The sequence below is a fragment of the Nocardioides marmotae genome (assembly GCF_013177455.1).
GTDB lineage: Bacteria > Actinomycetota > Actinomycetes > Propionibacteriales > Nocardioidaceae > Nocardioides > Nocardioides marmotae.
Genome location: NZ_CP053660.1, coordinates 4,213,771 through 4,234,010, shown reverse-complemented (window position 1 = coordinate 4,234,010; position 20,240 = coordinate 4,213,771). Strand labels below are relative to the sequence as shown.

Below are 20,240 nucleotides of genomic sequence, written 5' to 3'. Positions count from 1 at the left end.
CCGGGCGGCTCGGCACCAGGGGCGCTCACCAGGGGCGCTACACGGCGCCGGTGGTGCCGACCAGCGAGCCGATGCCGTAGGTGATGCCCATCGCGAGCAGGCCGCCGCCGACGTTGCGGACCACCGCCCGGCCTGGGGGGCTGCCGCCGGCCCGCGCGGCGACGTACCCGGTGCCGGCGAGGGCGACCGCGACCGCGGCCACCGTCAGCGGGGTGCGCAGGTCGCCGGGGAAGAACGCGATGGCCAGCAGCGGCAGCAGCGCGCCGACGATGAAGCTGGCCATCGAGGCGAAGGCGGCGTGCCAGGGGTTGGTCAGGTCGTCGGGGTCGATGCCGAGCTCGGCGTCGAGGTGGCTGCGCAGGGGCGCGGTCTCGGTCAGCTCGACCGCGACCTTCCGTGCCAGCTCGGGGGAGAGGCCCTTGGCCTGGTAGAGCCCGGTCAGCTCGTCGAGCTCGGCCTCGGGCATCTCCTCGAGCTCGCGGGCCTCCTTGGCGATGAGGGCGCGCTCGGTGTCGCGCTGGGTGCTGACCGAGACGTACTCCCCGGCCGCCATGCTCATCGCGCCCGCGACCAGCCCGGCGAGGCCCGCCACCACCAGCGTCCCCCGGTCGCCGGTCGCGCCGGAGACGCCGACGACCAGACCGGCGGTGGAGACGATCCCGTCGTTCGCGCCGAGGACGGCCGCCCGCAGCGCGTTGAGCCGGCTGGCGACGGACGCGTCGTGCGGTTCGGCCCGATGGGCTCCCGGAGGGGTGGTGGCGCGCACCCGGCCATCCTCCCGCTCAGTCGGATGTGGAGGACGTGCCGCTCTCCAGGATCGAGACGATCGAGTAGAGGGTGAAGCAGACGGCGCCCAGCCCGACCAGCACGTGCGCGGCGATGAAGACGTTGGTGTCGGTGAACGCGGCCTGGAAGACGAACGCCGCCAGGAACAGGCAGCTCAGCGCGGTCACGATCGGGATCAGCGGCACGCGGTTCGCCAGGCTGAACGTCTGCCGCCACACCAGCGCGAGCAGCCCGACCTTGCTGAGGATGCTGAAGCAGACCAGCCCCAGGCCGATGAGCACGAACCCGGGGGTGCGGTAGTACGGCTCGTCGTCGAGGACCAGCAGCACGATCCCCCAGAGCATCGCGGCCGCGCCCATCACGATCACCAGCCAGGGCCACAGCACCCGGTCGCGCGGGCCGTAGGAGTCCTGGACCTGGCGCAGGATGCTCCACACCAGCCCGATCAGGCTCGTGCAGATCATCGCCAGGCCGCTGACCACGTGGCCCACGGTGAACCGGCTCGGGGAGGTGGGCAGCGCCAGGTTGGTGATCGCGAAGGCCCAGGCGGTCGCGGCGAGCAGCACCGGGAGGGCCTCGAGCACGACCACGGCGCCCCGGGAGAAGCCCGCCGGGGGCGGGGTCCGGTCACCGGCGGGCTTCGCGGAGTTGGCCGGGATGAGGGAGAACTTCGTGGAGGCGGTGGCGACGGTCGCCACGCAGCCGCAGATCAGGCCCACGCCGAGGACGACGTGCCCGGCGACGTACGCCGGGTCCTGGCCGCTGCCCGAGGCGCCGGTGAAGAGGTAGGCGCCGTACGCCACGGTGACGACCGCGGACAGGTAGCCGAGCGCGGGGTAGAGCACCTCGTCGACGCGGTTGAAACGCTTGATGAGCTGCCGGATGATCGTGGCGGCCGTGCAGAACAGGCACAGGCAGATCGCGGCGAGGGCGATGAGCACCCGGCCGGCCACGTAGTTCCCCGGCGCGTCGGCCGCGGTCCAGACGTAGGCGCCGAACCCGATGCAGACGGCCATCATGGCCAGCGGGATGGCCCGGAAGATGACGCTGACCCAGTAGTTCATGACGACACACCCTCCGTACGTCGGAGCAGGGCCTCGGGGTGTCGACCGGACGGCCCGCGTCCACCGGCCGTCTTCCAGTGAAGCACGGCCCGCCCGATCGTGGTCGCGCCCGCGGAGCCGCGGGGGCGCCGGTCGCTCAGATGCTCGACTGCACCCCGGCGAGGAGCTGGCGGGCCATCACGATCCGCTGGACCTGGTTGGTGCCCTCGTAGATCTGGGTGATCTTGGCATCGCGCATCATCCGCTCGAGCGGGTAGTCGCGGGTGTAGCCGTAGCCGCCGAGCACCTGGACCGCGTTGGTGGTGACCTCCATGGCCACGTCGGAGGCGAAGCACTTGGCCGCGGCGCCGAAGAAGGTGAGGTCGGCGTCGCCGCGCTCGGAGCGGCCGGCGGCGGCGTACGTCATCTGGCGCGCGGCCTCCACCTTCATGCCCATGTCGGCGAGCATGAACTGCAGGCCCTGGAAGTCCGCGATCGGCTTCCCGAACTGCCGGCGCTCCTTGGCGTAGGCCAGCGCGTGGTCGAGCGCGCCCTGGGCGACGCCGACGGCCTGGGCGGCGATGGTGACGCGGGTGTGGTCGAGGGTCTTCATCGCAGTGGCGAAGCCGGTGCCCTCGGCGCCGATCATCCGGTCCGCGGGGATGCGGACCTTGTCGAGGTAGACCTCGCGGGTGGGGGAGCCCTTGATGCCGAGCTTCTTCTCCGGGGCGCCGAAGGAGACGCCCGGGTCGGACTTCTCGACCACGAACGCCGAGATGCCCTTGGAGCGCTTCTCGGGGTCGGTGACGGCGAGGACGGTGTAGTACTCCGAGACGCCGGCGTTGGTGATCCACCGCTTGACGCCGTCGAGCACCCACCCGTCGCCGTCGCGCACCGCGCGGGTGCGCATCGAGACGGCGTCCGAGCCGGCCTCGGGCTCGGAGAGGCAGTAGGAGAAGCCGCCCTCGCCGCGGGCGAGCGCGCCGAGGTAGTGCTTCTTGAGCTCCTCCGAGCCCGCAATCTGCACCGGGAGCGAGCCGAGCTTGTTCACGGCCGGGATCAGCGAGGCGGAGACGTCGGCGCGCGCGACCTCCTCGATCACGATGACCGTGGCGAGCGCGTCGGCACCGGCGCCGCCGTACTCCTCGGGGACGTGCGGGGCGTGGAAGTCGGCCGCGAGCAGCGCGTCGGCCGCCTCCTGGGGGAAGCGGGCCTGCTCGTCGACCTCCGCGGCGTACGGCGCCACCTTGGCGTCGCAGAGCGCGCGGACGGCCTCGCGGACGGCGCGGTGCTCCTCGGAGGTGTCGTAGAGGGGGAAGTCGGTGCTCATCGGTGCGTTCTCCGGTGGATCGGGTGGTGGATCAGCGGTGGATCAGTAGGTGTAGAAGCCACGGCCGCTCTTGCGGCCGAGCAGGCCGGCGTCGACCATGCGCTGGAGCAGCGGCGGGGCGGCGTACAGCGGCTCCTTGAACTCCTCGTAGAGCGACTCGGCGACGGCCTTGGTGGTGTCGAGGCCGATCAGGTCGGCCAGCGCGAGCGGGCCCTGCGGGTGCGCGGCGCCGAGCACGAGGCCTTGGTCGATGTCCTCGGCGGAGGCGAAGCCGGACTCGTACATCCGGATCGCGGAGAGGATGAAGGGGATCAGCAGCGCGTTGACGACGAAGCCGGCGCGGTCCTGGCAGTCGATGGCCTGCTTGCCCAGCCGGTCCTGGACGAAGGCGCGGCTGCGCTCGGTGGTCTCCGGCGCGGTCAGCAGGCTCGGGACCAGCTCGACGAGCTTGAGCACCGGCACCGGGTTGAAGAAGTGGATGCCGAGCACGTGCTCGGGGCGCTGGGTGACCACGCCGAGCTTCATGATCGGGATCGAGGAGGTGTTCGAGGCCAGGATCGCCTGGTCGTCGGTGAGCGTCTTGTCGAGGGTGCGGAACAGGTCGACCTTCGCCGCCTCGTCCTCGACGATCGCCTCGACGACGAGCTGGCGGTCGGCGAGCGCGTCGAGCTCGGTGACCGGCCGGATCCGCGCGAGCACGTCGTCGGCGGAGCCCTCGGCCGCGGTCAGCTTGCCCTTGGCCTCGGCGCGGCGCAGGGACGCCTCGAGCCGCGAGCGGCCCCGGTCCAGCGCTGCCTGGTCGGCGTCCACGACGACGACGTCGAGGCCGGCGCGTGCGCTGACCTCCGCGATACCGGCTCCCATGAGCCCGAACCCGACCACTCCTACGCGCTCCACGCCTGCGTCCCTCCTCCGCCCGGGCCACCGTGGCACCGGATGCCGCGGTCACGGTACTCCGTACCGTCTAGGCTGCGGGCAGCAGGCCGGGGGAGCACCGGTCGAGCACGAACGGGAGGTGGGGGCGGTGCCGGAGTCGAGCACGCGGGAGCGCATCGTCGATGCGGCCTTCGACCTGTTCGCCGAGCGCGGGTACGACGCCACGACGGTCGAGGACATCGCGGCGCGGGCGGGGGTCGGGCGCACGACGTTCTTCCGGCAGTTCCGCTCCAAGGAGCACGCGGTCTTCCCCGACCACGAGCAGCTGCTGAGCGCGATCGGGGCACGCCTGGCGACCGCGACGCCGCGGACCGCGGTGGTCGGCGTCTCCGAGGCGGCCGCGCTGGTGCTCCAGCACTACCTCGACGAGGGCGAGCGGGCGCGTCGCCGCTACCGGCTGACCCGCACCGTGCCGGCGCTGCAGGAGCGCGAGCGGGCGGGGATCCGGCAGTACGAGCGGATCTTCGCCCGCCACATCCACGGCTGGCTCGGCGGGACGCCGGAGAGCCTGCTGCGCGCCGAGCTCATCGCGAACGGCGTGGTCACCGGGCACAACCACGTGCTGCGGGCCTGGCTGCGCGGGCAGCTGGCCACCACCGGCGACGCCCGCCGCGCCTTCCGCGCGGCGATGGCCGAGGTGGAGTCGCACGTCGACGTGCCCGGCCGCGAGGCCGCCACCGCCGAGCCGCTGCCGGCCGTGCTGGTCCTGCGCGACGCCGCCGACCTCGACCGGTTGCTGCCCCAGATCCGCGACCTGCTGGCCTGATCCGGGATGCCGGAGCGGGCGCTCAGCGCCAGCCGAGGGCGGGCGCGACGTGCTCGACGACCGCCTGGAGCACGTGGGCGTTGTAGTCGACGCCGAGCTGGTTGGGCACGGTGAGCAGCAGCGTGTCGGCTGCGGCGACCGCCTCGTCCTCGGCGAGCTCGCGGACGAGCTGGTCGGGCTCGCCGGCGTACGTCTTGCCGAACCGCGCCCGGCCGCCGTCGATCATGCCGACCTGGTCCTGGCTGCGGGACTCGTGCCCGAAGTAGGCGCGGTCGGCGTCGCTGACGATCGGGAAGATGCTGCGGCTGACCGAGACGCGCGGCTCGCGGGGGTGGCCGGCGTCGGTCCAGGCCTTGCGGTACCGCTCGATCTGCTCGGCCTGGAGCCGGTGGAACGGCACGCCGGTGTCCTCGGTGAGCAGCGTGGAGCTCATCAGGTTCATGCCCTGCTGCGCGGTCCACTCCGCGGTCGCGCGGGAGCCGGCGCCCCACCAGATCCGGTCGCGCAGGCCCGGCGCGTGCGGCTCGAGGCGCAGCAGCCCGGGCGGGTTGGGGAACATCGGGCGCGGGTTGGGCTCGGCGAAGCCCTCGCCCTCGATGACCTGGAGGAAGACCTCGGTGTGCCGGCGGGCCATGTCGGCGTGGTCCATGCCCTCCGGCGGCTCGTAGCCGAAGTAGCGGAACCCGTCGACGACCTGCTCCGGTGACCCGCGGCTGATGCCGAGCTGCAGCCTGCCGCCGGAGATGAGGTCGGCGGAGCCGGCGTCCTCGGCCATGTAGAGCGGGTTCTCGTAGCGCATGTCGATCACGCCGGTGCCGATCTCGATCCGGCTGGTGCGCGCGCCGACCGCGGCGAGCAGCGGGAAGGGCGAGGCGAGCTGCCGGGCGAAGTGGTGGACCCGGAAGTACGCCCCGTCGACGCCGAGCTCCTCGGCCGCGACCGCGAGGTCGATCGACTGGAGCAGCGCGTCGGAGGCCGACCGCGTCTGCGACTGCGGCGAGGGCGTCCAGTGGCCGAACGACAGGAACCCGATGTTCTTCATGGTTGGTTGAACATTCACTCGTCGGTGGATGTTCCGCCCTCGCGTCGCTCGTGCAGCCGCTGCTGGGCCTCGCCCAGGAACTCCAGGCACGGGGCCTGCTCCCCGGGGTGGCGCTCGACGAGGTGGAAGGACCAGCGGTCCATGGCGGCGAGGTAGCCGTTGTCGGCGCCGGGGCGGTACGCCGACCAGGGCTTGCCGCCGCGCACGGTGCAGGAGGTGCAGCTGATCTTGTAGACCAGCTGGTCCTCGGTGTCGACGTCGACGGTCACCCGGGCGAGGGGGCCGGCCTGGACGGCGGCGCGTCGGCCGCGGGCGGATCGGCTGGCGGTCACGCCACCGAGCCTACGGTGCCCGCGCCGCGGGCGGTGGGCCGGTGGGCCGGCGTACGACGGTGGCGCGCACGAGCCGTTCCACCCGACGAACCAGCCGCTGCGCGGGTCCGGGTCGGACGGCACGTGCGCGCTCCGCCGTACCTCGGTCAGCCTCGCCGGCCGCTGCTCCGGAGGGGTGACCAGGGTCCACGCTAGGCGTCCCGAGGGCCGCGACGCGGGAGAACGGCGGGTACTAGGACCATCGGGCAGGGCCGGCACGCACGCCAGCGAGCCCGCCCGGCTGGCCGACGCGGCGTACCGTGTCCGGGCCCACACGCCCCGCCGCCCGTCCGGAGAGCCGCACCCATGCCCCGTCGCACCACCAGGTCCCTGGCGAGCCTCGCCTCCCTCTCCGCGGTCAGCGCCGCGTTCCTCGTCGCGGGCGCCGGCCCCGGCGCCGCCGCACCTGCCGGACCGACGTACGTCGCCCTCGGCGACTCCTACGCCTCCGCGGCCGGCGTCGAGCCGGTGGACCCGACGGCGCCGGTGGAGTGCCAGCGCTCGAGCCGCAACTACCCGCACGTGCTCGCCGCGCGCACCGGCGCGGCCCTCACCGACGTGACCTGCGGCGGGGCGGACACCTCCCACTTCCGCACCTCCCAGCACCCCGGCGTCGCGCCGCAGCTCGACGCGCTGTCGGCCAGCACCACGCTGGTCACGGTGACCATCGGCGGCAACGACGGCGGCGTCTTCGGCGACGCGATCCGCGAGTGCAGCATCGCCGGCTTCTCCACCGGGGGCGCGGGCAGCCCGTGCCGCGACGCGAACGGCTCGGCCTACGAGGACATCGTCCGCGACGCGACGTACCCCGCGCTCGTGCAGGCGCTCACCGACGTCCGTGAGCGCGCGCCGCGGGCGCAGGTCGGCGTGCTCGGCTACCCGTGGATCCTCCCCGCCGAGGGCAGCTGCTTCGGCCGGATGCCGGTCGCCGAGGGCGACGTGCCCTACCTCCGCGGGCTCCAGGCCACCCTCAACGACGCCGTGCGCCGCGCGGCCGAGGCGACCGGCGCGACGTACGTCGACCTCGCGGGCGTCTCCGAGGGCCACGACGCCTGCCAGCCCGCCGGGACCCGCTGGATCGAGCCGGTCTTCGGCGGCACCAACCCGGTCGTCGTGCACCCCAACGCCTTCGGCGAGGAGCAGATGCCGAGGCCGCGATCCGCACCCTCGGGCTGCCCGTCGCCCCCGCCCCGTCCGCCGGCGACCGGGTGCTGCGCCGCTTCGACGGCCTCGTCGCCCACCAGCGGATCCGCGCGGACCGGGCGCGGGCGCTGCGCCGCCCGGTCCAGGCCGTCGTGCGGTACGCCGCCGGCGGGCGCGACGTCGCCGCCGCCCGCCGCCTCGAGGTCTTCCGCGACCGCGTGACCCGCGAGCGGCGCGCCGGCGAGCTGACCCGGGTGCAGGCCCGGGCGCTGAAGCGCTTCAGCCACCGCGCCGCGGACTGGCTCGGGGTCTGAGCACCGCTCGCCCGGCCGAGCGGCTAGCGTGCAGGCGGTCCGGTGGCAGACGGCGCGGAAAGGTGACGACATGGCGAGCGACGCGGAGGACGCGCGGTCCACGTCGGGCACCTGCGCCCGCGCCGGCCGGGAGAGGGACGGCGCCGATGCCTGAGCTCGGCACCGCCGAGGTGCTCGCGATGCTGGAGGAGGTCGCCGACGAGGTCATCACGCCGCGGTTCCGGCGGCTGGCCGAGGGCGACGTCTCCTCCAAGTCGCACCCGGGCGACCTGGTCACCGTGGCGGACCGGGAGGCCGAGGTCCTCATCACCCGGCGGCTCACCGCGGCCTATCCCGACGCGCTGGTGCTCGGCGAGGAGGCCGCGTCGGCCGACCCGACGGTCCTCGACCGGTTCCGCTCGGCCGAGCACGCCTTCACCGTCGACCCCGTCGACGGCACCCGGAACTTCGTCAAGGACTCGCCGGACCACGCGGTGATGGTGGCCGAGCTGCGCGGCGGCGACGTCGTGCGCAGCTGGATCTGGCAGCCGCAGCACCGGGCGGCGTACGTCGCCGAGCGGGGCGCCGGCGCGTGGCGCAACGACGTGCGGGTGCACCGTCCGCCCGTGGGCGACGGCCTGCTCGGCATCACCTCGCGCCGCGGCTGGATCGGCCGCGCGCTCGGCACCCTGCGGACCCTCGAGCTGTCCTGGCGCTGCTGCGGGGTGGACTACCCCGCGATCGTCGACGGCCGCGCCGACTACGCGCTCTACAAGAAGACCAAGCCGTGGGACCACGCCCCGGGCTCGCTGCTCGTCGCCGAGGCCGGCGGGCACGTCGGGACGTTCCGGGGCGAGCCGTACCGGCCGCAGGGCCCGCCGCCGTCGGGCCTGGTCGTGGCGGCCGACCGGGCGACGTACGACGTCGTGCGCGGCCTCGTCCCGGCGCTGCCCGGCCTCTGAGCCGACCGGGCTCCCGGCAACCGATCGCCTCCCGGCCGCAACCGGACGGCTCCGCGGAGCGTCCTCCCTGGTGAAGGACGTTCCCCCACACCAGGAGTCACCATGTCCAGCTTCATGTCCCCCACCACCCGCCGCTCGATGGCGGCCGCGACGGCCGTCGGCGCCGCGGCCCTCGTGCTCGCCACCCCGGGCGCCGCGCACGCCGCGACCTCGACGTTCACCGACAAGGCCGGCGACATCGGCCCCGGCGTCGACCTGCTCTCGGTCAAGGTCGTGAACGGCGAGACGAACCTGCGCGTCGTCACGACCCACCGCGACCTCGTCCCGTCCTACCGATCCGCGGCCGGCGGCGCGGTCTACCTCGACACCGACCTCGACAGCAAGGGGCCGGAGCACGCGCTGGTCGGCGGCTACTTCGACGGCACCGACTACGCCCTCGTCGAGGTCGACGGCTGGGGCGACCGCGACGGCGAGCGGGTCGAGTGCGACTACGCCAGCCGCCTCGACTACGACGCCGAGACGGTGCGCTCCCGGTTCTCCCAGGACTGCTTCGCGGGCGACGACGCCGCCGACGACAGCACCGACGTGCGGGTCGAGGTCCGCGTCAGCGGCGCCAAGAAGGACGGCGGCACGGCCGTCGACTGGCTGGGCACCCCGCGCACGTTCAGCAAGGCCGTCGCCCGGGGCTGAGCGCCCCCAGACGACGACCGGGCGACGACCAGGCGACGACCCGGCGACGGCCCTCGGCTCAGGCGGACGGGGCCTGGGCCGACGGGGCCTGGGCCGACGGGGCGTGGCCCGAGGAGACCGGGGCGGGCGCGGTGCCCCGCACGAGCAGGGCGACCAGCACCGCCACGGCGGAGATGACGCCGCCGTAGAACAGCGCGGCGTGCACGCCCTCGGCGGTCGCCTCGACCAGGGAGGCCCCGGCCTCGGCCTCGCTCACCGAGCGGCGCGTCATCACCGTGACGAACAGCGCCGTGCCGGCCGCACCGGCGACCTGCTGGATCGTCGAGACGGTCGCGCTGCCGTGGGAGTACAGGCGCGGCGGCAGCGAGCCCAGCGCCGAGGTCATCAGCGGGGTGAACATGAGCGCCAGGCCGATGCTCAGCAGCACGTGGATCGCGACGACCGTGCCCTGCGAGGTCTCGGTGCCGAGGCTCGAGAGGCACCACAGCGCCACCGAGGAGATCGCGGCGCCCGGCGCGACCAGCGGACGCGGGCCGACCCGGTCGAAGAGCCGGCCGACGAACGGCGCGAGCAGGCCCATGGTCAGGCCGCCGGGCAGCAGGACCAGGCCGGTCTCCAGGGTGGAGAGGCCGAGGACCTGCTGGAGGTAGATCGGCAGCAGGATCAGCGTGCCGAACAGCGCCATCATGCTGACCGCCACGAGCAGCACGGCGACGGTGAAGGTGCGGCTGGCGAAGGTGCGCAGGTCGAGCAGGGCCCGCTCGCGCAGGCTGAGCTGGCGCCAGGTGAACAGCGCCAGGGCCACCCCGCCGACCACCAGCGGCAGCCACACCGGCACCGTCGTCTCGCCCGACGCGGCCTCGCCGAAGCTGCTCAGGCCGTAGATCACCCCACCGAAGGCGAGGGCGGAGAGCACGACGGAGAGCACGTCGAGCGGGATCGCGCGCGGCTCGGTGACGTTGCGGACCCAGGCGGTGCCCAGGGCCAGCGAGACCAGCGCGATCGGCAGCACCAGCCAGAACATCCAGCGCCAGTCGAGCTGGTCCAGCACGATGCCGGAGATGGTGGGGCCGATCGCCGGGGCGACCGAGATGACGATCGAGATCGTGCCCATCATCCGGCCGCGCCGCTCCGCGGGGACGATGGTCAGGATCGTGGTGATGAGCAACGGCATCATCAGCGCGGTGCCGACGGCCTGCACGACCCGGGCCGCCACCAGGACGGCGAAGGTCGGCGCGAGGGCCGCCAGCAGGGTGCCTGCGGTGAAGGAGATCATCGCCGCCATGAACACCCGGCGCAGCGGGTAGCGCGTCAGCAGGAACCCGGTCACCGGGATGACCACCGCCATGGTCAGCAGGAACGCCGTGGTCAGCCACTGGGCGCTCGTCGCCGGGACGTCGAACTCGCGCATCAGCTCCGGCAGCGCGACGCCCATGATCGTCTCGTTGAGGATCACCACGAACGCCGAGCCGACCAGCAGCGCGATCAACCGGCCGGGCCGGTCCACGATCGGGGGTGAGGTCGTTCCGGGGGGAGTCGGGGCGGGAGCGGTCGCGGTCACGACGGGTCACAACGCCCTCGCGCCGGGCGATGTTCCCCCGGGGCAGGAGGCGTGCGCCTCACTCGCGCAGGCGGTCGAGCAGCGCGCCGAGGTCGGCGGGCGCGACGCCGAGGCCGTCGAGGGCGTAGCCGCGCAGGTCGCCGTACGACGCCGCGACGGCGTCGTACGCGGTGCGCAGGTAGGCCTCGTCGGCGACCATGACCGCCTCGTAGACCTCGACCTTGTCCGGGCCGAGGTTCTCGCGGATGAGGCCGAGGTACTTCTCGCGGGTTGCGGAGGAGAAGGTGTTGGTCAGCAGGTAGTCCTCGACGACGACCTCGTCCGGGACGCCGAGCAGGCCGAGGACGACCGCCGCGGCCCAGCCGGTGCGGTCCTTCCCGGCGGTGCAGTGGAACAGCTGCGCGCCGTCCGTGGTCGCGACCCGGGTGAGCAGCGCGCCGAAGGCGGCGCGGGCGTCGGGCTCCTCGACGAAGGCACGGTAGACGCGGTGCATCGCGGCCAGCGACTTCTCGCCGGTGGTCAGCGCCGCGACCTCGTCCATCGGGATGCCGCCGACGGCCAGGTGGTGCCAGGCCGCGCCGGGGACGGGTACGTCGGGGTGCGCCTCGACCTCGCGGGCGCCGCGCAGGTCGTAGACCGCGGTGATGCCGAGGCCGCCGAGGGAGTGCGCGTCGGCGTCGGTCAGCTGCAGCTCGTTGGACCGGAACAGCACGCCGCGGCGGACCCGGCCACCGTCGGCGGTGGGGTGGCCCGACCCGGCCACGTCGCGGAAGTTGTCGGCCGAGGCGAGCCGGACCAGCTCCTCGCCGATCTGCGGTTCGCTCATCCGCGCAGCCTAGGTTCCCCGCCGACCGCGCGGCGGGGAACCGACCAGGCGATCAGGTGAACTCCACCAGGAGCACCGGCTTCTCCTTCGACGGCACGACCGAGCCGCCGGCGGGCTCGACGGTGATGCCGAAGCCGTCGGCCGTGGCCGGGTCGCCCTGCAGCGGGACGACGTTGTCCGGTCCCTCGGGCATCAGCCCGGCCGAGACCATCGTGTCGTCGTGCTGGAGCCAGGCCTGGTAGACCTTGCCGTCCGGCGCCGGGCCCATGTCGTGGGTGACGACGACGGCCTCGTTGAGCGAGGGCGAGCGGTAGAGCACGGCCTCCGCGCCGTCGGGGAAGCGGTGCCGGAAGGTCTGGACGTCGTCGGCGGCCTTGATCCGGTCGACCGCCGAGAGCCGCGGGGCCTCGGAGGAGTCCTCGGACCACGGCTGCTGGGCCACGACCGTGCCGCCGACGCCGACCGCCATGACGGCGGCGGCCGCCGCGACCATCGTGAGCCAGCGACGGCGCGGGCCCCGGGTCGAGGGCGTGGTGGGCGCCGGCGACGCCGGGAGGCCCTCGCCGGTGGGGGCGTGCGGGGGTACGACGGGGGGCAGCGGACGCACGGTGGCGATCCCGGCGAGGACGCGGTCGCGCAGCTCGGCGCTGGGCGTGGTCATCGTCGTCTCAGCCAGCAGGGCGGCGGTCTCGCGCAGCCCGTCGACCTCCTCGCGGCAGGCCTCGCAGCCGGCGAGGTGCCGCTCGAACTGGGCGCGCTCGATGTCGTCCAGCGCGTCGACGGCGTAGGCGCCGGACAGGGCGTGGATGTCGTCGCTCATGTCAGCTCCCTACTCCCATCGTGTCTCGCAATCGGATCAGCCCGTCGCGGATCCGGGTCTTGGCGGTGCCCACCGGCAGCTCCAGCATCGTGGCCACCTCGGTGTGGGTATAACCCCCGAAGTACGCCAGCTCCAAGGCCTCGCGCTGGACCGGGGTGAGGCTCCCGAGCGCGGTGCGCACCCGGCGGGCCTCCAGCGAGGCGTGGGCGGCCTCGGCGGTGGCGTCGTGCGGCACCGGCTGGTTCTGGTGGTGGTAGTTCTGGTCCCGTCGCGTGGAGGCCTCGGCCGAGCGGACCCGGTCGACGGCCTTGCGATGGGTGATCGTGAGCAGCCACGAGAGCGGGCTGCCCCGGTCGGGGTCGTACCTGCTGGCGGTCCGCCAGATCTCGAGGAACGCCTCCTGGGCGACCTCCTCGGCCTGGGCGGGGTCGCGGACGACCCGGACCGCCATGCCGACCACCCGCGAGCAGGTGGCGTCGTAGAGCTGCGCGAAGGCTTGCTGGTCCCCTCGCCCCGCCGCCCGCAGCAGGTCGGCGAGGTCGGGCGCGACGGGCGAACCCTCGGCGGGTCCGCCCGGCGCGACGGGCCTCAGGTGTTCCACCCGATGATCCTGTCAGTCGTCCGCAAGGAGTGGTGTGCCTCAGCCCTGGGGCATGAGGACCTGGTCGATGACGTACACCGTCGCGTTGGCGGTCGGGATGTTGCCGCACAGCACGGTCGCGCCGTCGACGGTCATGCCCGAGGTGTCGCCCTCGACGGTGATGGTGTCCTTGTTCAGCGTGTCCTGCTTGCCCACGACGGCCTCGGGGTCGAGCTGGCCGGCGACCACGTGGTGCGACAGGATCGCGCCGAGCTTCTTCTGGTCCTTGAGGAGCGCCTGCAGCTGCTTCTCCGGGATCGCGGCGAACGCGTCGTTGGTGGGCGCGAAGACGGTGAGCGCCTCGGCCGAGTTGAGGGTGTCGCCGAGGCCGTCGACCGCGCCGACGGCGGTCACGAGGGTCTCGAGCAGCGGGTTGTTGGACGCAGCCGTGGCGACCGGGTCCTGGACCATGCCGTCGAACGAGCCGGGGCCGTCGGCCGGGACCGCGGAGCACGCGTCGCCGAAGGTCTGGGCGGCGGCGCCCTCGGCCGCCATCGTCTCCTCCTCGCTGGGCGAGGACATGGTCTCCGAGGGGCTCTCCGCGGCGCTGCTGCTGCTGCCGTCGGAGGCGCTGTCGGAGTCGTCCTCGCTGCTGCAGGCCGCGAGGCCGAGGGAGAGCGAGATGGCCGCGGCCGCGACGCCCGTGCGGCGCAGGGTCTGGAGCTTCATGGTGGAGCCTTCCTGGGAGGGTCACTGCGCACCGTCGAGGCGCGCTGTCGGGGGTTGTTCGGCCCCGCCTCCGCAACGGATTGGTGCGACCCGGGCCCGCGGGTCGGGCCCAGGTCGCACCGGCGGCTCAGGCCCGCTGGTCGGCCATCGGCAGCAGCCGGCGCAGCAGGTCGGCGACGGTCACCACGCCGGGCAGCCGGGGCGGCCCGCCGAGGTCGGTGACCACCGCGAGCTGGTTGCTCGTCTCCCGCATCCGCGCCAGCGCGGCGTACACCGTGGTGTCCGCCGGCAGCCGCAGCAGCGGCCGGGTCAGCGGCCCGAGCGGTGCGTCCTCCGGCTCCTCGAGGGTGTCCCGGACGTGCACCAGGCCGATCGCGTCGTCGCCGTCGGCGACCAGGATCCGCAGGTGGCCCGAGCGGCGGCTCGCGGCCTGGACGTCGGCCACGCGCGCCGTCGCCGGCACGGCGGTCGGCGGCGCCGGGCGGACCAGCTCGCCGATGGTCAGCGTCTCCAGGTCCAGCGCGCCGGAGAGCTGGGCGGAGTACGACGCGTCGAGCGCGCCGACGTTGGCCGAGTGCTCCACCAGCTGACGCAGCGCGGCCGGGTCCTGACCGGCGGCCATCTCGTCGACCGGGTCGACGCCGACCCGGCGCAGGCACCAGTTCGCGGCGTCGTTGAGCAGCCGGAGCATCGGCCGGGTCGCCCACATGAACGCGCGCATCGGGATCGCGAGCATCGTGGCCGACCGCTCGGGGTGCGCGATGGCCCACGACTTCGGGGCCATCTCGCCGACGACGAGGTGGAGGAAGGTGACCACGACCAGCGCGAGCACGAAGCCGGCGACGTCGGCCAGCCACAGCGCGGCGCCCCAGCCCTCGAAGACCGGGGTCAGCCAGTGGTGCACGGCCGGCTTGGTGATCGCACCCAGCGCCAGGACGCTGATGGTGATGCCGAGCTGGGAGCCGGCGAGCAGGACGGTGAGCTCGGAGGAGCTGCGCAGCGCGGCGCGGGCGGAGCGGCTGGAGGCCGCGGCGTCCTCGAGCCGGTGCTTCTTGGCCGCCATCAGCGCGAACTCGACGGCGACGAAGAACGCGCTGGCGGCGATGATGAGGACGGTGGCGACGGCCACCACGATCGGGTTCTCCATCAGGACTCCTCCCCGGTCCCGGCGGGGACCAGCGTGATCCGCAGCAGGGCCGGGACGTGCTGCTCGACCTCGACCACCTCCATCCGGGCGTGCCGCGCGTGCGGCTCCCCCTCGTGGACCAGGTCGGCGGGGTCGTCGGGGAGCCGGATGTCGACGACGGTCCCGACCTCCGGGAGCCGGCCGTGCTCGGCGATGACCAGGCCCGCGAGCGTCTGGTAGTCGCCGGTGGGCAGGTCCTGGTCGAGGGTGCGCTCGACCTCGTCGAGGGGCTGGTCGCCGGCCACGAGCCAGGAGCCGCCGGCGTCGTCGAGCACGACCCGGACCTGCTCGTCGTGCTCGTCGGTGAGCTCGCCGACCAGCTCCTCGGCCAGGTCCTCCACCGTCAGGGCGCCGACGAACCCGCCGTGCTCGTCGATGACCGCGGCCAGCTCGTTGCGGCTGTGGACGAGCTCCTCGAGGGCGTCGGGCAGCGCCATCCGGGTCGGGACGACGAGGGCGGGGCGGGTCAGGTCGGCCAGCTGCGCCCCGGCGGGGGCGTCGAGGACGTCGGCGAGGTGGACCACGCCGAGGACCCCGCCGGCGGCGTCGAGCACCGGGTAGCGGGAGTGGCCGGTGGCCATCAGGCGGCGTACGTCGGCGACGGGCGTGCCTTCCGGGACGGTGCCGACCCGGGGGCGCGGCACCATCGCGTGCTCGACGTCGCGGGTCGGGAAGTCGAGGATCCGGTCGAGCAGCACCGAGAGCTCCTCGGGCAGGTCACCGGCCTCGCGGGAGTCGGCGACGATGTGCTCGAGGTCGCGGGCGGTCGCGGAGTGCTCCACGTCGTGGACCGGCTCGATGCGCAGCGCGCGCAGGAGCAGGTTCGAGGACTGGTCGAAGACCCAGATCAGCGGGCCGGTGGCCTTGAGGTAGGCCAGGGTCGAGAAGGCGAGCCGGTCGGCGACCGGGCCGGGGCGGGCGATCGCGAGGTTCTTGGGGAACAGCTCGCCGAAGAGCATCTGGACGAAGGTCGAGAAGACCAGCGCCAGGACCGTGCCGACTCCGACGCCGACCGCGGTCGGGACCCCGACGCCGCCGAGCATCGTGCCCAGCGAGTCGCCGATGAGCGGCTCGGCGACGTACCCGACCAGCAGGCCGGTGACGGTGATGCCGAGCTGGGCGCCCGACAGCATGAACGAGGTGCGACGCGTGACCTTCAGCGCGCGGCGGGCGGTGGCGTCGCCGGCGGCGGCGCGGGCCTTGAGGCGGGAGCGGTCCACCGCCATGTAGGCGAACTCCTGGGCCACGAAGTAGCCGGTGACGGCGGTGATCGCCAGCACGACCAGCAGGCCGAGGAGGAGGGAGAGGAGCGGGGTCATCGGCCACCGGGTCCCGCGTCAGTGACGCTTGTTCGGGAGCGGGCGGCCAGGACTGGTCGAGGTTTCTTGCGCATGGTCCTCGGTCAACGGCCGGTGCGCGGGCCGAGTTCCTGGCCTCCGCGTGGCCGGGCGTGGGCTGCGTCGCAGTCCGGTCATTCAGTCCGGGGTGAGGTCCGCTCCGAACGACTGCCCGTGAATCGACTCCTCGCCGCCCTGTCCGGCGTCCTCGCCACGCTCGCCGGCGTGGCCGCCGGGCACCTCGCGGCCGCTCTCCTCGACCCGGCGACCTCGCCGGTCCTGGCGGTGGGCTCGCAGGTCATCGACCTGACGCCCACCCCCGTCAAGGAGTGGGCGATCAGCCAGTTCGGCACCCGCGACAAGCCGATCCTCATCGGGTCGGTCCTCGTCGGGGTGGTCCTGCTGGCGGCCGTCGCCGGCCTGCTCGCCCGCCGGCGCTTCGCGTACGGCGCCGCCGTGTTCGTCCTGCTCGTCGCCGTGCCCGCCGTCATCGCCGTCACCCGGCCCACCGCCGGCGTCTCCGCGGTGGCGCCGAGCCTGGTGGCGCTCGTCGTCGGCCTCGCCGCCCTCGCCTGGCTGGTGCGGGCGGCGGCTCCTGCGGCCGTCGGTGGCCGGGTCGGTGCCCCCGCTGAGGACCGTGTCGAGGACCGCCCGGGGGAGGCCGGCGGGCCGTCCCGCCGCGGGCTGCTCGTGGCGATGGGCGTCGTGGCCGGCGCCGCGGCCGTGCTCGGCGGCGCGGGCCGCTGGGTCGCGTCGTACCGCACCCGCGCCGTCGCCATCGACCTCCCCGCCGCCGCGAAGCCGCTGCCGCCGCTGCCCGAGGGGCTGGAGGAGCGGTTCGCCGGGATCACGCCGCTGCAGGTGGCGAACAGCGACTTCTACCGCGTCGACACCCGGCTCGACGTGCCGATCGTCGACGTCGAGGAGTGGACGCTCACCATCGACGGCGACGTCGAGGAGGAGGTCACCTTCACCCTCGACGACATCCTCGCCATGGACCTGGTCGAGAAGGACATCACGCTGACCTGCGTGTCCAACAGCGTCGGTGGCGAGTTCGTCGGCGGCGCCCGCTGGCTCGGCGTACCGCTGAACGAGCTGCTCGACCGCGCCGGCGTCGGCACCCGCGCCGACCAGATCCTCTCCACCGACGTCGACGGCATGACGATCTCCACGCCGTTGGCGCTCGCCACCGACGGGCGCGACGCGCTGCTGGCCGTCGGCATGAACGGCGAGCAGCTCCCGCGCGAGCACGGGTTCCCCGCGCGGATGGTCATCCCCGGCCTCTACGGCTTCATCAGCGCCACGAAGTGGGTCACCCGGATGACCCTGACGACGTACGACGCGGAGACGGCGTACTGGACCGACCGCGACTGGGCCACCGAAGCCCCCATCAAGCCCTCCAGCCGGATCGACACCCCCCGCGCGCTCGCACCGCTCGACGTCGGTGAGGTCGTCGTCGGCGGTGTCGCGTGGGCCCAGCAGAACGGCGGCGTCGGCACCGTCCAGGTCCGCATCGACGGCGGTCCCTGGCAGGACGCCGAGCTCGGGCCCGACGTCGGCAACGACTACTGGCGGCAGTGGTTCTACCGATGGGACGCCGCCTCCGGCCAGCACCGGATCGCCTCCCGCGTGGTCGACGGAGACGGCGGCCCGCAGTCCCCCGCCCGCGCCAACCCCTTCCCCGAGGGCTCCAGCGGCATCCAGGAGCTCATCGTCACCGTCGGCTGAGGCCGCACTTCCCGCTCCGTCGGTCGAGCAGCGAACCTTGGCGGCCACCCGTTGGTCGAGCAGCGAGCCTTGGCGGCACCCGTTGGTCGAGCAGCGAGCCCTGGCGAGCGTGTCGAGGCCCGGTGAGGTGCGCAGGGCCTCGGGGTGGTCGTCCGGCTGCCGGGTGGTGCGTTGTAGAAGGACTTTGAGAAGGACGTGGTTGCTCGCCGCTGGGGTCGAGGCACCTGGGCGCGGTTGCTTGTCGGCTCGCGGCAGGCGCGGGTCGACCGTTGTGGTTGCGGTGGTCGGGGGATGCGCCCTGCGTCCCGCTGGTCGAGCAGCGAGCCCTGGCGAGCGTGTCGAGGCCCGGTGAGGTGCGCAGGGCCTCGGGGTGGTCGTCGGGCTGCCGGGTGGTGCGTTGTAGGGAGACTTTGAGAAGGACGTGGTTGCGCGCCGTCGTGGTCGAGGCACCTGGGCGCTGTTGCTTCTCGGCTCGCGGTTAGCGGGGGTCGACCGCTGTGGTTGCGGTGGCCGAGGGATGTGCCCTGGGTCCCGCTGGTCGAGCAGCGAGCCCTGGCGAGCGTGTCGAGGCCCGGCGAGGTGCGCAGGGCCTCGGGGTGGTCGGAGCACGTGGGCGCGGCTGCTTGTCGGCTCGCGGTGGGTGGGGGTCGACCGCTGTGGTTGCGGTGGTCGAGGGATCTGACTGCGGGGCGGACCTGGTCCGTCGGCTGGTCGGCCTATGTCCTTCGGTGGAAGGCGACCTTGCCGTCGGGGAGGTGGGTGGTCTCGAAGGCTGGGTCGTGGATCCGGGCGTGGTGTCTGGGGCAGAGGTTGCGGGCGTTGGCCAGGTCGGTCGTGCCGCCGTGTGACCAGGGCTGGTCGTGGTGGGCGTGGCAGAGGTGGGCTGGCCAGTCGCAACCGTCTGCGGTGCAGGTCGGCTGGGTCAGGTTGAGCCCGCGGCGCTGGGCGCCTGAGAAGAGTCGCGTCCTACGGCCGAGGTCGAGCAGCTCGGACCTCGAACCGAGCACCGCCGGGATCAGTCCCGCCTCGCAGGCCAGCCGACGTGCGGTCGCCGCGGAGATGACCCCGCCGTCGTCCAGCACACCGGGCGCGAGCCCACCGACGAGTGACTCGAGGTCCATCGTGACCACGACGGTCGCGTTGAGGCCACCGAGCTTCGGGAGCCCGTCGGTGGGGAGCCGTTCGAGGAACTCACAGAACGCATCCCCCATCCGCTCCGGCGAGGGCCGCCGCTCGACCTGCTCCGCCTCGGGGTCTTCGGTGCGGGTAGCGGTCTGGTGCTTGGGTGCGGCGTATGCGAGGAGGGTCTTGTGGAGCATCGCGGCGTGCAGCTCGGGGATGGAGAACTTCCCGCGCACCGAGCCCTTCCCATCGGGGCACATGGTCAGCCAGGCGTTGGCGCGGGCCTCGCGTTCTTCCCGTTCGAGGGCGCGGGCGTCGCGGGCCTCGCCGATCTCGGGCGCGACCACGGTCAGGACGTGCTTGGCGAGCACCGCAAGCGTCTTCGGGTCGAGGTGGGCGGCCTCGTCGAGGAGGTGCTGCTCAGCGCGGGCGGGGACGGTGGGGTCCTCGAGGTCGTCGGGGAGCCGATCGACACACGACGTGATCACCCGGGCGTGGTCGACCGAGATCGCGCCCTCGACCAGCGCGGCCGAGGTGGGCGCATGCCGGTCCAGTGATTCCGCCAGCCGCGCCCGGCCCTTGGCCACCCGCCGCTCCTGCCGGGTGCGGTGCGCCCACCAGGCGGCGGTGTCGGTCGCCCCGGCTCGTTCGCCGGCGTGGCGCCGGTCGGCCTCGGCGACCAGTCGGAGTGCGAGGGCGTCGGCCTGCGCGCGGAGCTTCTCGGCTTCGAGGATGGTGGCTTCGACGTCCTCGTCGGACATCGACCACAGGTCCGCCGTGGCCGCCTGGCGGGTCTTGCGGCGGGACTTCGCGACAGCCCGGCACACGGTGTGTGCGTGGTGTCGCGAGTCCTTGGCCATGGGTCTACTCAAGCACCGACCACCGACAGTCAAAGTGCTGTTTCCCCAGGTCAGGCCGCATGTTGAGACGAGACTTCAGTGAGTTTCTGAGGTGTCCAAGCGAGCCAGGGCCTGGTCGCGCACCGCGAG

The 20,240-nt window shown here is 73.7% G+C and carries 18 protein-coding genes and 2 pseudogenes; 6 read left to right on the top strand and 14 right to left on the bottom strand.

What is annotated here, in order from left to right; genetic code table 11:
* Nucleotides 1–37: 37 nt before the first annotated feature.
* The 4 genes from HPC71_RS20100 to HPC71_RS20085 form a co-directional block, all read right to left on the bottom strand.
* Complete coding sequence (locus tag HPC71_RS20100; protein WP_171897107.1) at nucleotides 38–766, bottom strand: VIT1/CCC1 transporter family protein; 729 nt, start codon at nucleotides 764–766, stop codon at nucleotides 38–40.
* A gap of 16 nt (nucleotides 767–782) precedes the next feature.
* The gene (locus HPC71_RS20095; protein WP_154616557.1) at nucleotides 783–1,850 is read right to left on the bottom strand and encodes a DUF2776 family protein; all 1,068 of its coding nucleotides are present in this window, start codon (nucleotides 1,848–1,850) and stop codon (nucleotides 783–785) included.
* A 136-nt stretch (nucleotides 1,851–1,986) separates the two neighbouring features.
* Complete coding sequence (locus HPC71_RS20090; RefSeq protein ID WP_154616558.1) at nucleotides 1,987–3,159, bottom strand: acyl-CoA dehydrogenase family protein; 1,173 nt, start codon at nucleotides 3,157–3,159, stop codon at nucleotides 1,987–1,989.
* Nucleotides 3,160–3,201: 42 nt separating this feature from the next.
* Nucleotides 3,202–4,056, bottom strand: a complete 855-nt coding sequence (locus HPC71_RS20085; RefSeq protein ID WP_171897106.1) for a 3-hydroxybutyryl-CoA dehydrogenase — start codon at nucleotides 4,054–4,056, stop codon at nucleotides 3,202–3,204.
* Between the two features lie 127 nt (nucleotides 4,057–4,183).
* Here HPC71_RS20085 and HPC71_RS20080 point away from each other — a divergent pair, with 127 nt between their 5' ends.
* Nucleotides 4,184–4,861: a TetR/AcrR family transcriptional regulator gene (locus HPC71_RS20080; protein ID WP_253943818.1), complete on the top strand. Its 678-nt coding sequence runs from the start codon at nucleotides 4,184–4,186 to the stop codon at nucleotides 4,859–4,861.
* A gap of 22 nt (nucleotides 4,862–4,883) precedes the next feature.
* Here the strand turns inward: HPC71_RS20080 and HPC71_RS20075 are convergent, their stop codons facing one another.
* Together HPC71_RS20075 and HPC71_RS20070 are read right to left on the bottom strand one after the other, a co-directional pair.
* Nucleotides 4,884–5,903, bottom strand: a complete 1,020-nt coding sequence (locus HPC71_RS20075; protein WP_154612469.1) for an LLM class flavin-dependent oxidoreductase — start codon at nucleotides 5,901–5,903, stop codon at nucleotides 4,884–4,886.
* Between the two features lie 14 nt (nucleotides 5,904–5,917).
* Nucleotides 5,918–6,235 (bottom strand): hypothetical protein, encoded by a 318-nt coding sequence (locus HPC71_RS20070; RefSeq protein WP_171897105.1) that lies wholly within the window; start codon nucleotides 6,233–6,235, stop codon nucleotides 5,918–5,920.
* A gap of 345 nt (nucleotides 6,236–6,580) precedes the next feature.
* On the opposite strand from HPC71_RS20070, the pseudogene HPC71_RS20065 reads away from it, so the two are divergent.
* The 4 genes and pseudogenes from HPC71_RS20065 to HPC71_RS20055 all read left to right on the top strand — a co-directional run.
* Nucleotides 6,581–7,399, top strand: a pseudogene (locus HPC71_RS20065) (SGNH/GDSL hydrolase family protein); the annotation flags it as partial.
* A gap of 83 nt (nucleotides 7,400–7,482) precedes the next feature.
* A pseudogene (locus tag HPC71_RS21280) lies at nucleotides 7,483–7,635 on the top strand (hypothetical protein); the annotation flags it as partial.
* A 242-nt stretch (nucleotides 7,636–7,877) separates the two neighbouring features.
* The gene (locus HPC71_RS20060; protein ID WP_154616562.1) at nucleotides 7,878–8,672 is read left to right on the top strand and encodes an inositol monophosphatase family protein; all 795 of its coding nucleotides are present in this window, start codon (nucleotides 7,878–7,880) and stop codon (nucleotides 8,670–8,672) included.
* A gap of 102 nt (nucleotides 8,673–8,774) precedes the next feature.
* Nucleotides 8,775–9,362, top strand: coding sequence for a hypothetical protein (locus HPC71_RS20055; protein WP_154612472.1), 588 nt, complete (start codon nucleotides 8,775–8,777; stop codon nucleotides 9,360–9,362).
* A gap of 58 nt (nucleotides 9,363–9,420) precedes the next feature.
* On the opposite strand, the gene HPC71_RS20050 is transcribed toward HPC71_RS20055, so the two are convergent.
* The 7 genes from HPC71_RS20050 to HPC71_RS20020 all read right to left on the bottom strand — a co-directional run bounded on the left by HPC71_RS20050 (nucleotide 9,421) and on the right by HPC71_RS20020 (nucleotide 16,383).
* Entirely contained in the window at nucleotides 9,421–10,869 is a 1,449-nt protein-coding gene (locus HPC71_RS20050) for an MDR family MFS transporter (RefSeq protein ID WP_253943817.1), read from the bottom strand.
* A 112-nt stretch (nucleotides 10,870–10,981) separates the two neighbouring features.
* Entirely contained in the window at nucleotides 10,982–11,749 is a 768-nt protein-coding gene (locus HPC71_RS20045) for a tyrosine-protein phosphatase (protein WP_154616563.1), read from the bottom strand.
* Between the two features lie 52 nt (nucleotides 11,750–11,801).
* Entirely contained in the window at nucleotides 11,802–12,569 is a 768-nt protein-coding gene (locus HPC71_RS20040; RefSeq protein ID WP_154616564.1) for an anti-sigma factor, read from the bottom strand.
* Between the two features lies 1 nt (nucleotide 12,570).
* Nucleotides 12,571–13,170, bottom strand: a complete 600-nt coding sequence (gene sigK, locus HPC71_RS20035; protein ID WP_171897103.1) for an ECF RNA polymerase sigma factor SigK — start codon at nucleotides 13,168–13,170, stop codon at nucleotides 12,571–12,573.
* A 39-nt stretch (nucleotides 13,171–13,209) separates the two neighbouring features.
* Nucleotides 13,210–13,878, bottom strand: coding sequence for a fasciclin domain-containing protein (locus tag HPC71_RS20030; RefSeq protein ID WP_154616565.1), 669 nt, complete (start codon nucleotides 13,876–13,878; stop codon nucleotides 13,210–13,212).
* A 127-nt stretch (nucleotides 13,879–14,005) separates the two neighbouring features.
* Nucleotides 14,006–15,025 carry a CNNM domain-containing protein gene (locus HPC71_RS20025; RefSeq protein WP_154616566.1) on the bottom strand — a complete coding sequence of 340 codons (1,020 nt, stop codon included), beginning with the start codon at nucleotides 15,023–15,025 and terminating at the stop codon, nucleotides 14,006–14,008.
* Nucleotides 15,025–16,383 carry a hemolysin family protein gene (locus tag HPC71_RS20020; protein ID WP_154616567.1) on the bottom strand — a complete coding sequence of 453 codons (1,359 nt, stop codon included), beginning with the start codon at nucleotides 16,381–16,383 and terminating at the stop codon, nucleotides 15,025–15,027. Before HPC71_RS20020 ends, HPC71_RS20025 begins: the two co-directional genes overlap by 1 nt.
* A gap of 192 nt (nucleotides 16,384–16,575) precedes the next feature.
* Here HPC71_RS20020 and HPC71_RS20015 point away from each other — a divergent pair, with 192 nt between their 5' ends.
* Complete coding sequence (locus HPC71_RS20015; protein ID WP_253943816.1) at nucleotides 16,576–18,129, top strand: molybdopterin-dependent oxidoreductase; 1,554 nt, start codon at nucleotides 16,576–16,578, stop codon at nucleotides 18,127–18,129.
* Between the two features lie 716 nt (nucleotides 18,130–18,845).
* Here HPC71_RS20015 and HPC71_RS20010 read toward each other — a convergent pair.
* Complete coding sequence (locus HPC71_RS20010) at nucleotides 18,846–20,111, bottom strand: HNH endonuclease signature motif containing protein (RefSeq protein WP_154612479.1); 1,266 nt, start codon at nucleotides 20,109–20,111, stop codon at nucleotides 18,846–18,848.
* Between the last annotated feature and the right edge of the window lie 129 nt (nucleotides 20,112–20,240).

Excerpts from the sequence above, each read along its gene's own strand:
- HPC71_RS20095 (WP_154616557.1), bottom strand. The coding sequence starts at position 1,850 with ATGAACTACTGGGTCAGCGTCATCTTCCGGGCCATCCCGCTGGCCATG.
- HPC71_RS20090 (WP_154616558.1), bottom strand. The coding sequence starts at position 3,159 with ATGAGCACCGACTTCCCCCTCTACGACACCTCCGAGGAGCACCGCGCC.
- HPC71_RS20075 (WP_154612469.1), bottom strand. The coding sequence starts at position 5,903 with ATGAAGAACATCGGGTTCCTGTCGTTCGGCCACTGGACGCCCTCGCCG.
- HPC71_RS20060 (WP_154616562.1), top strand. The coding sequence starts at position 7,878 with ATGCCTGAGCTCGGCACCGCCGAGGTGCTCGCGATGCTGGAGGAGGTC.
- HPC71_RS20055 (WP_154612472.1), top strand. The coding sequence starts at position 8,775 with ATGTCCAGCTTCATGTCCCCCACCACCCGCCGCTCGATGGCGGCCGCG.
- HPC71_RS20045 (WP_154616563.1), bottom strand. The coding sequence starts at position 11,749 with ATGAGCGAACCGCAGATCGGCGAGGAGCTGGTCCGGCTCGCCTCGGCC.
- HPC71_RS20040 (WP_154616564.1), bottom strand. The coding sequence starts at position 12,569 with ATGAGCGACGACATCCACGCCCTGTCCGGCGCCTACGCCGTCGACGCG.
- HPC71_RS20030 (WP_154616565.1), bottom strand. The coding sequence starts at position 13,878 with ATGAAGCTCCAGACCCTGCGCCGCACGGGCGTCGCGGCCGCGGCCATC.
- HPC71_RS20025 (WP_154616566.1), bottom strand. The coding sequence starts at position 15,025 with ATGGAGAACCCGATCGTGGTGGCCGTCGCCACCGTCCTCATCATCGCC.
- HPC71_RS20020 (WP_154616567.1), bottom strand. The coding sequence starts at position 16,383 with ATGACCCCGCTCCTCTCCCTCCTCCTCGGCCTGCTGGTCGTGCTGGCG.
- HPC71_RS20010 (WP_154612479.1), bottom strand. The coding sequence starts at position 20,111 with ATGGCCAAGGACTCGCGACACCACGCACACACCGTGTGCCGGGCTGTC.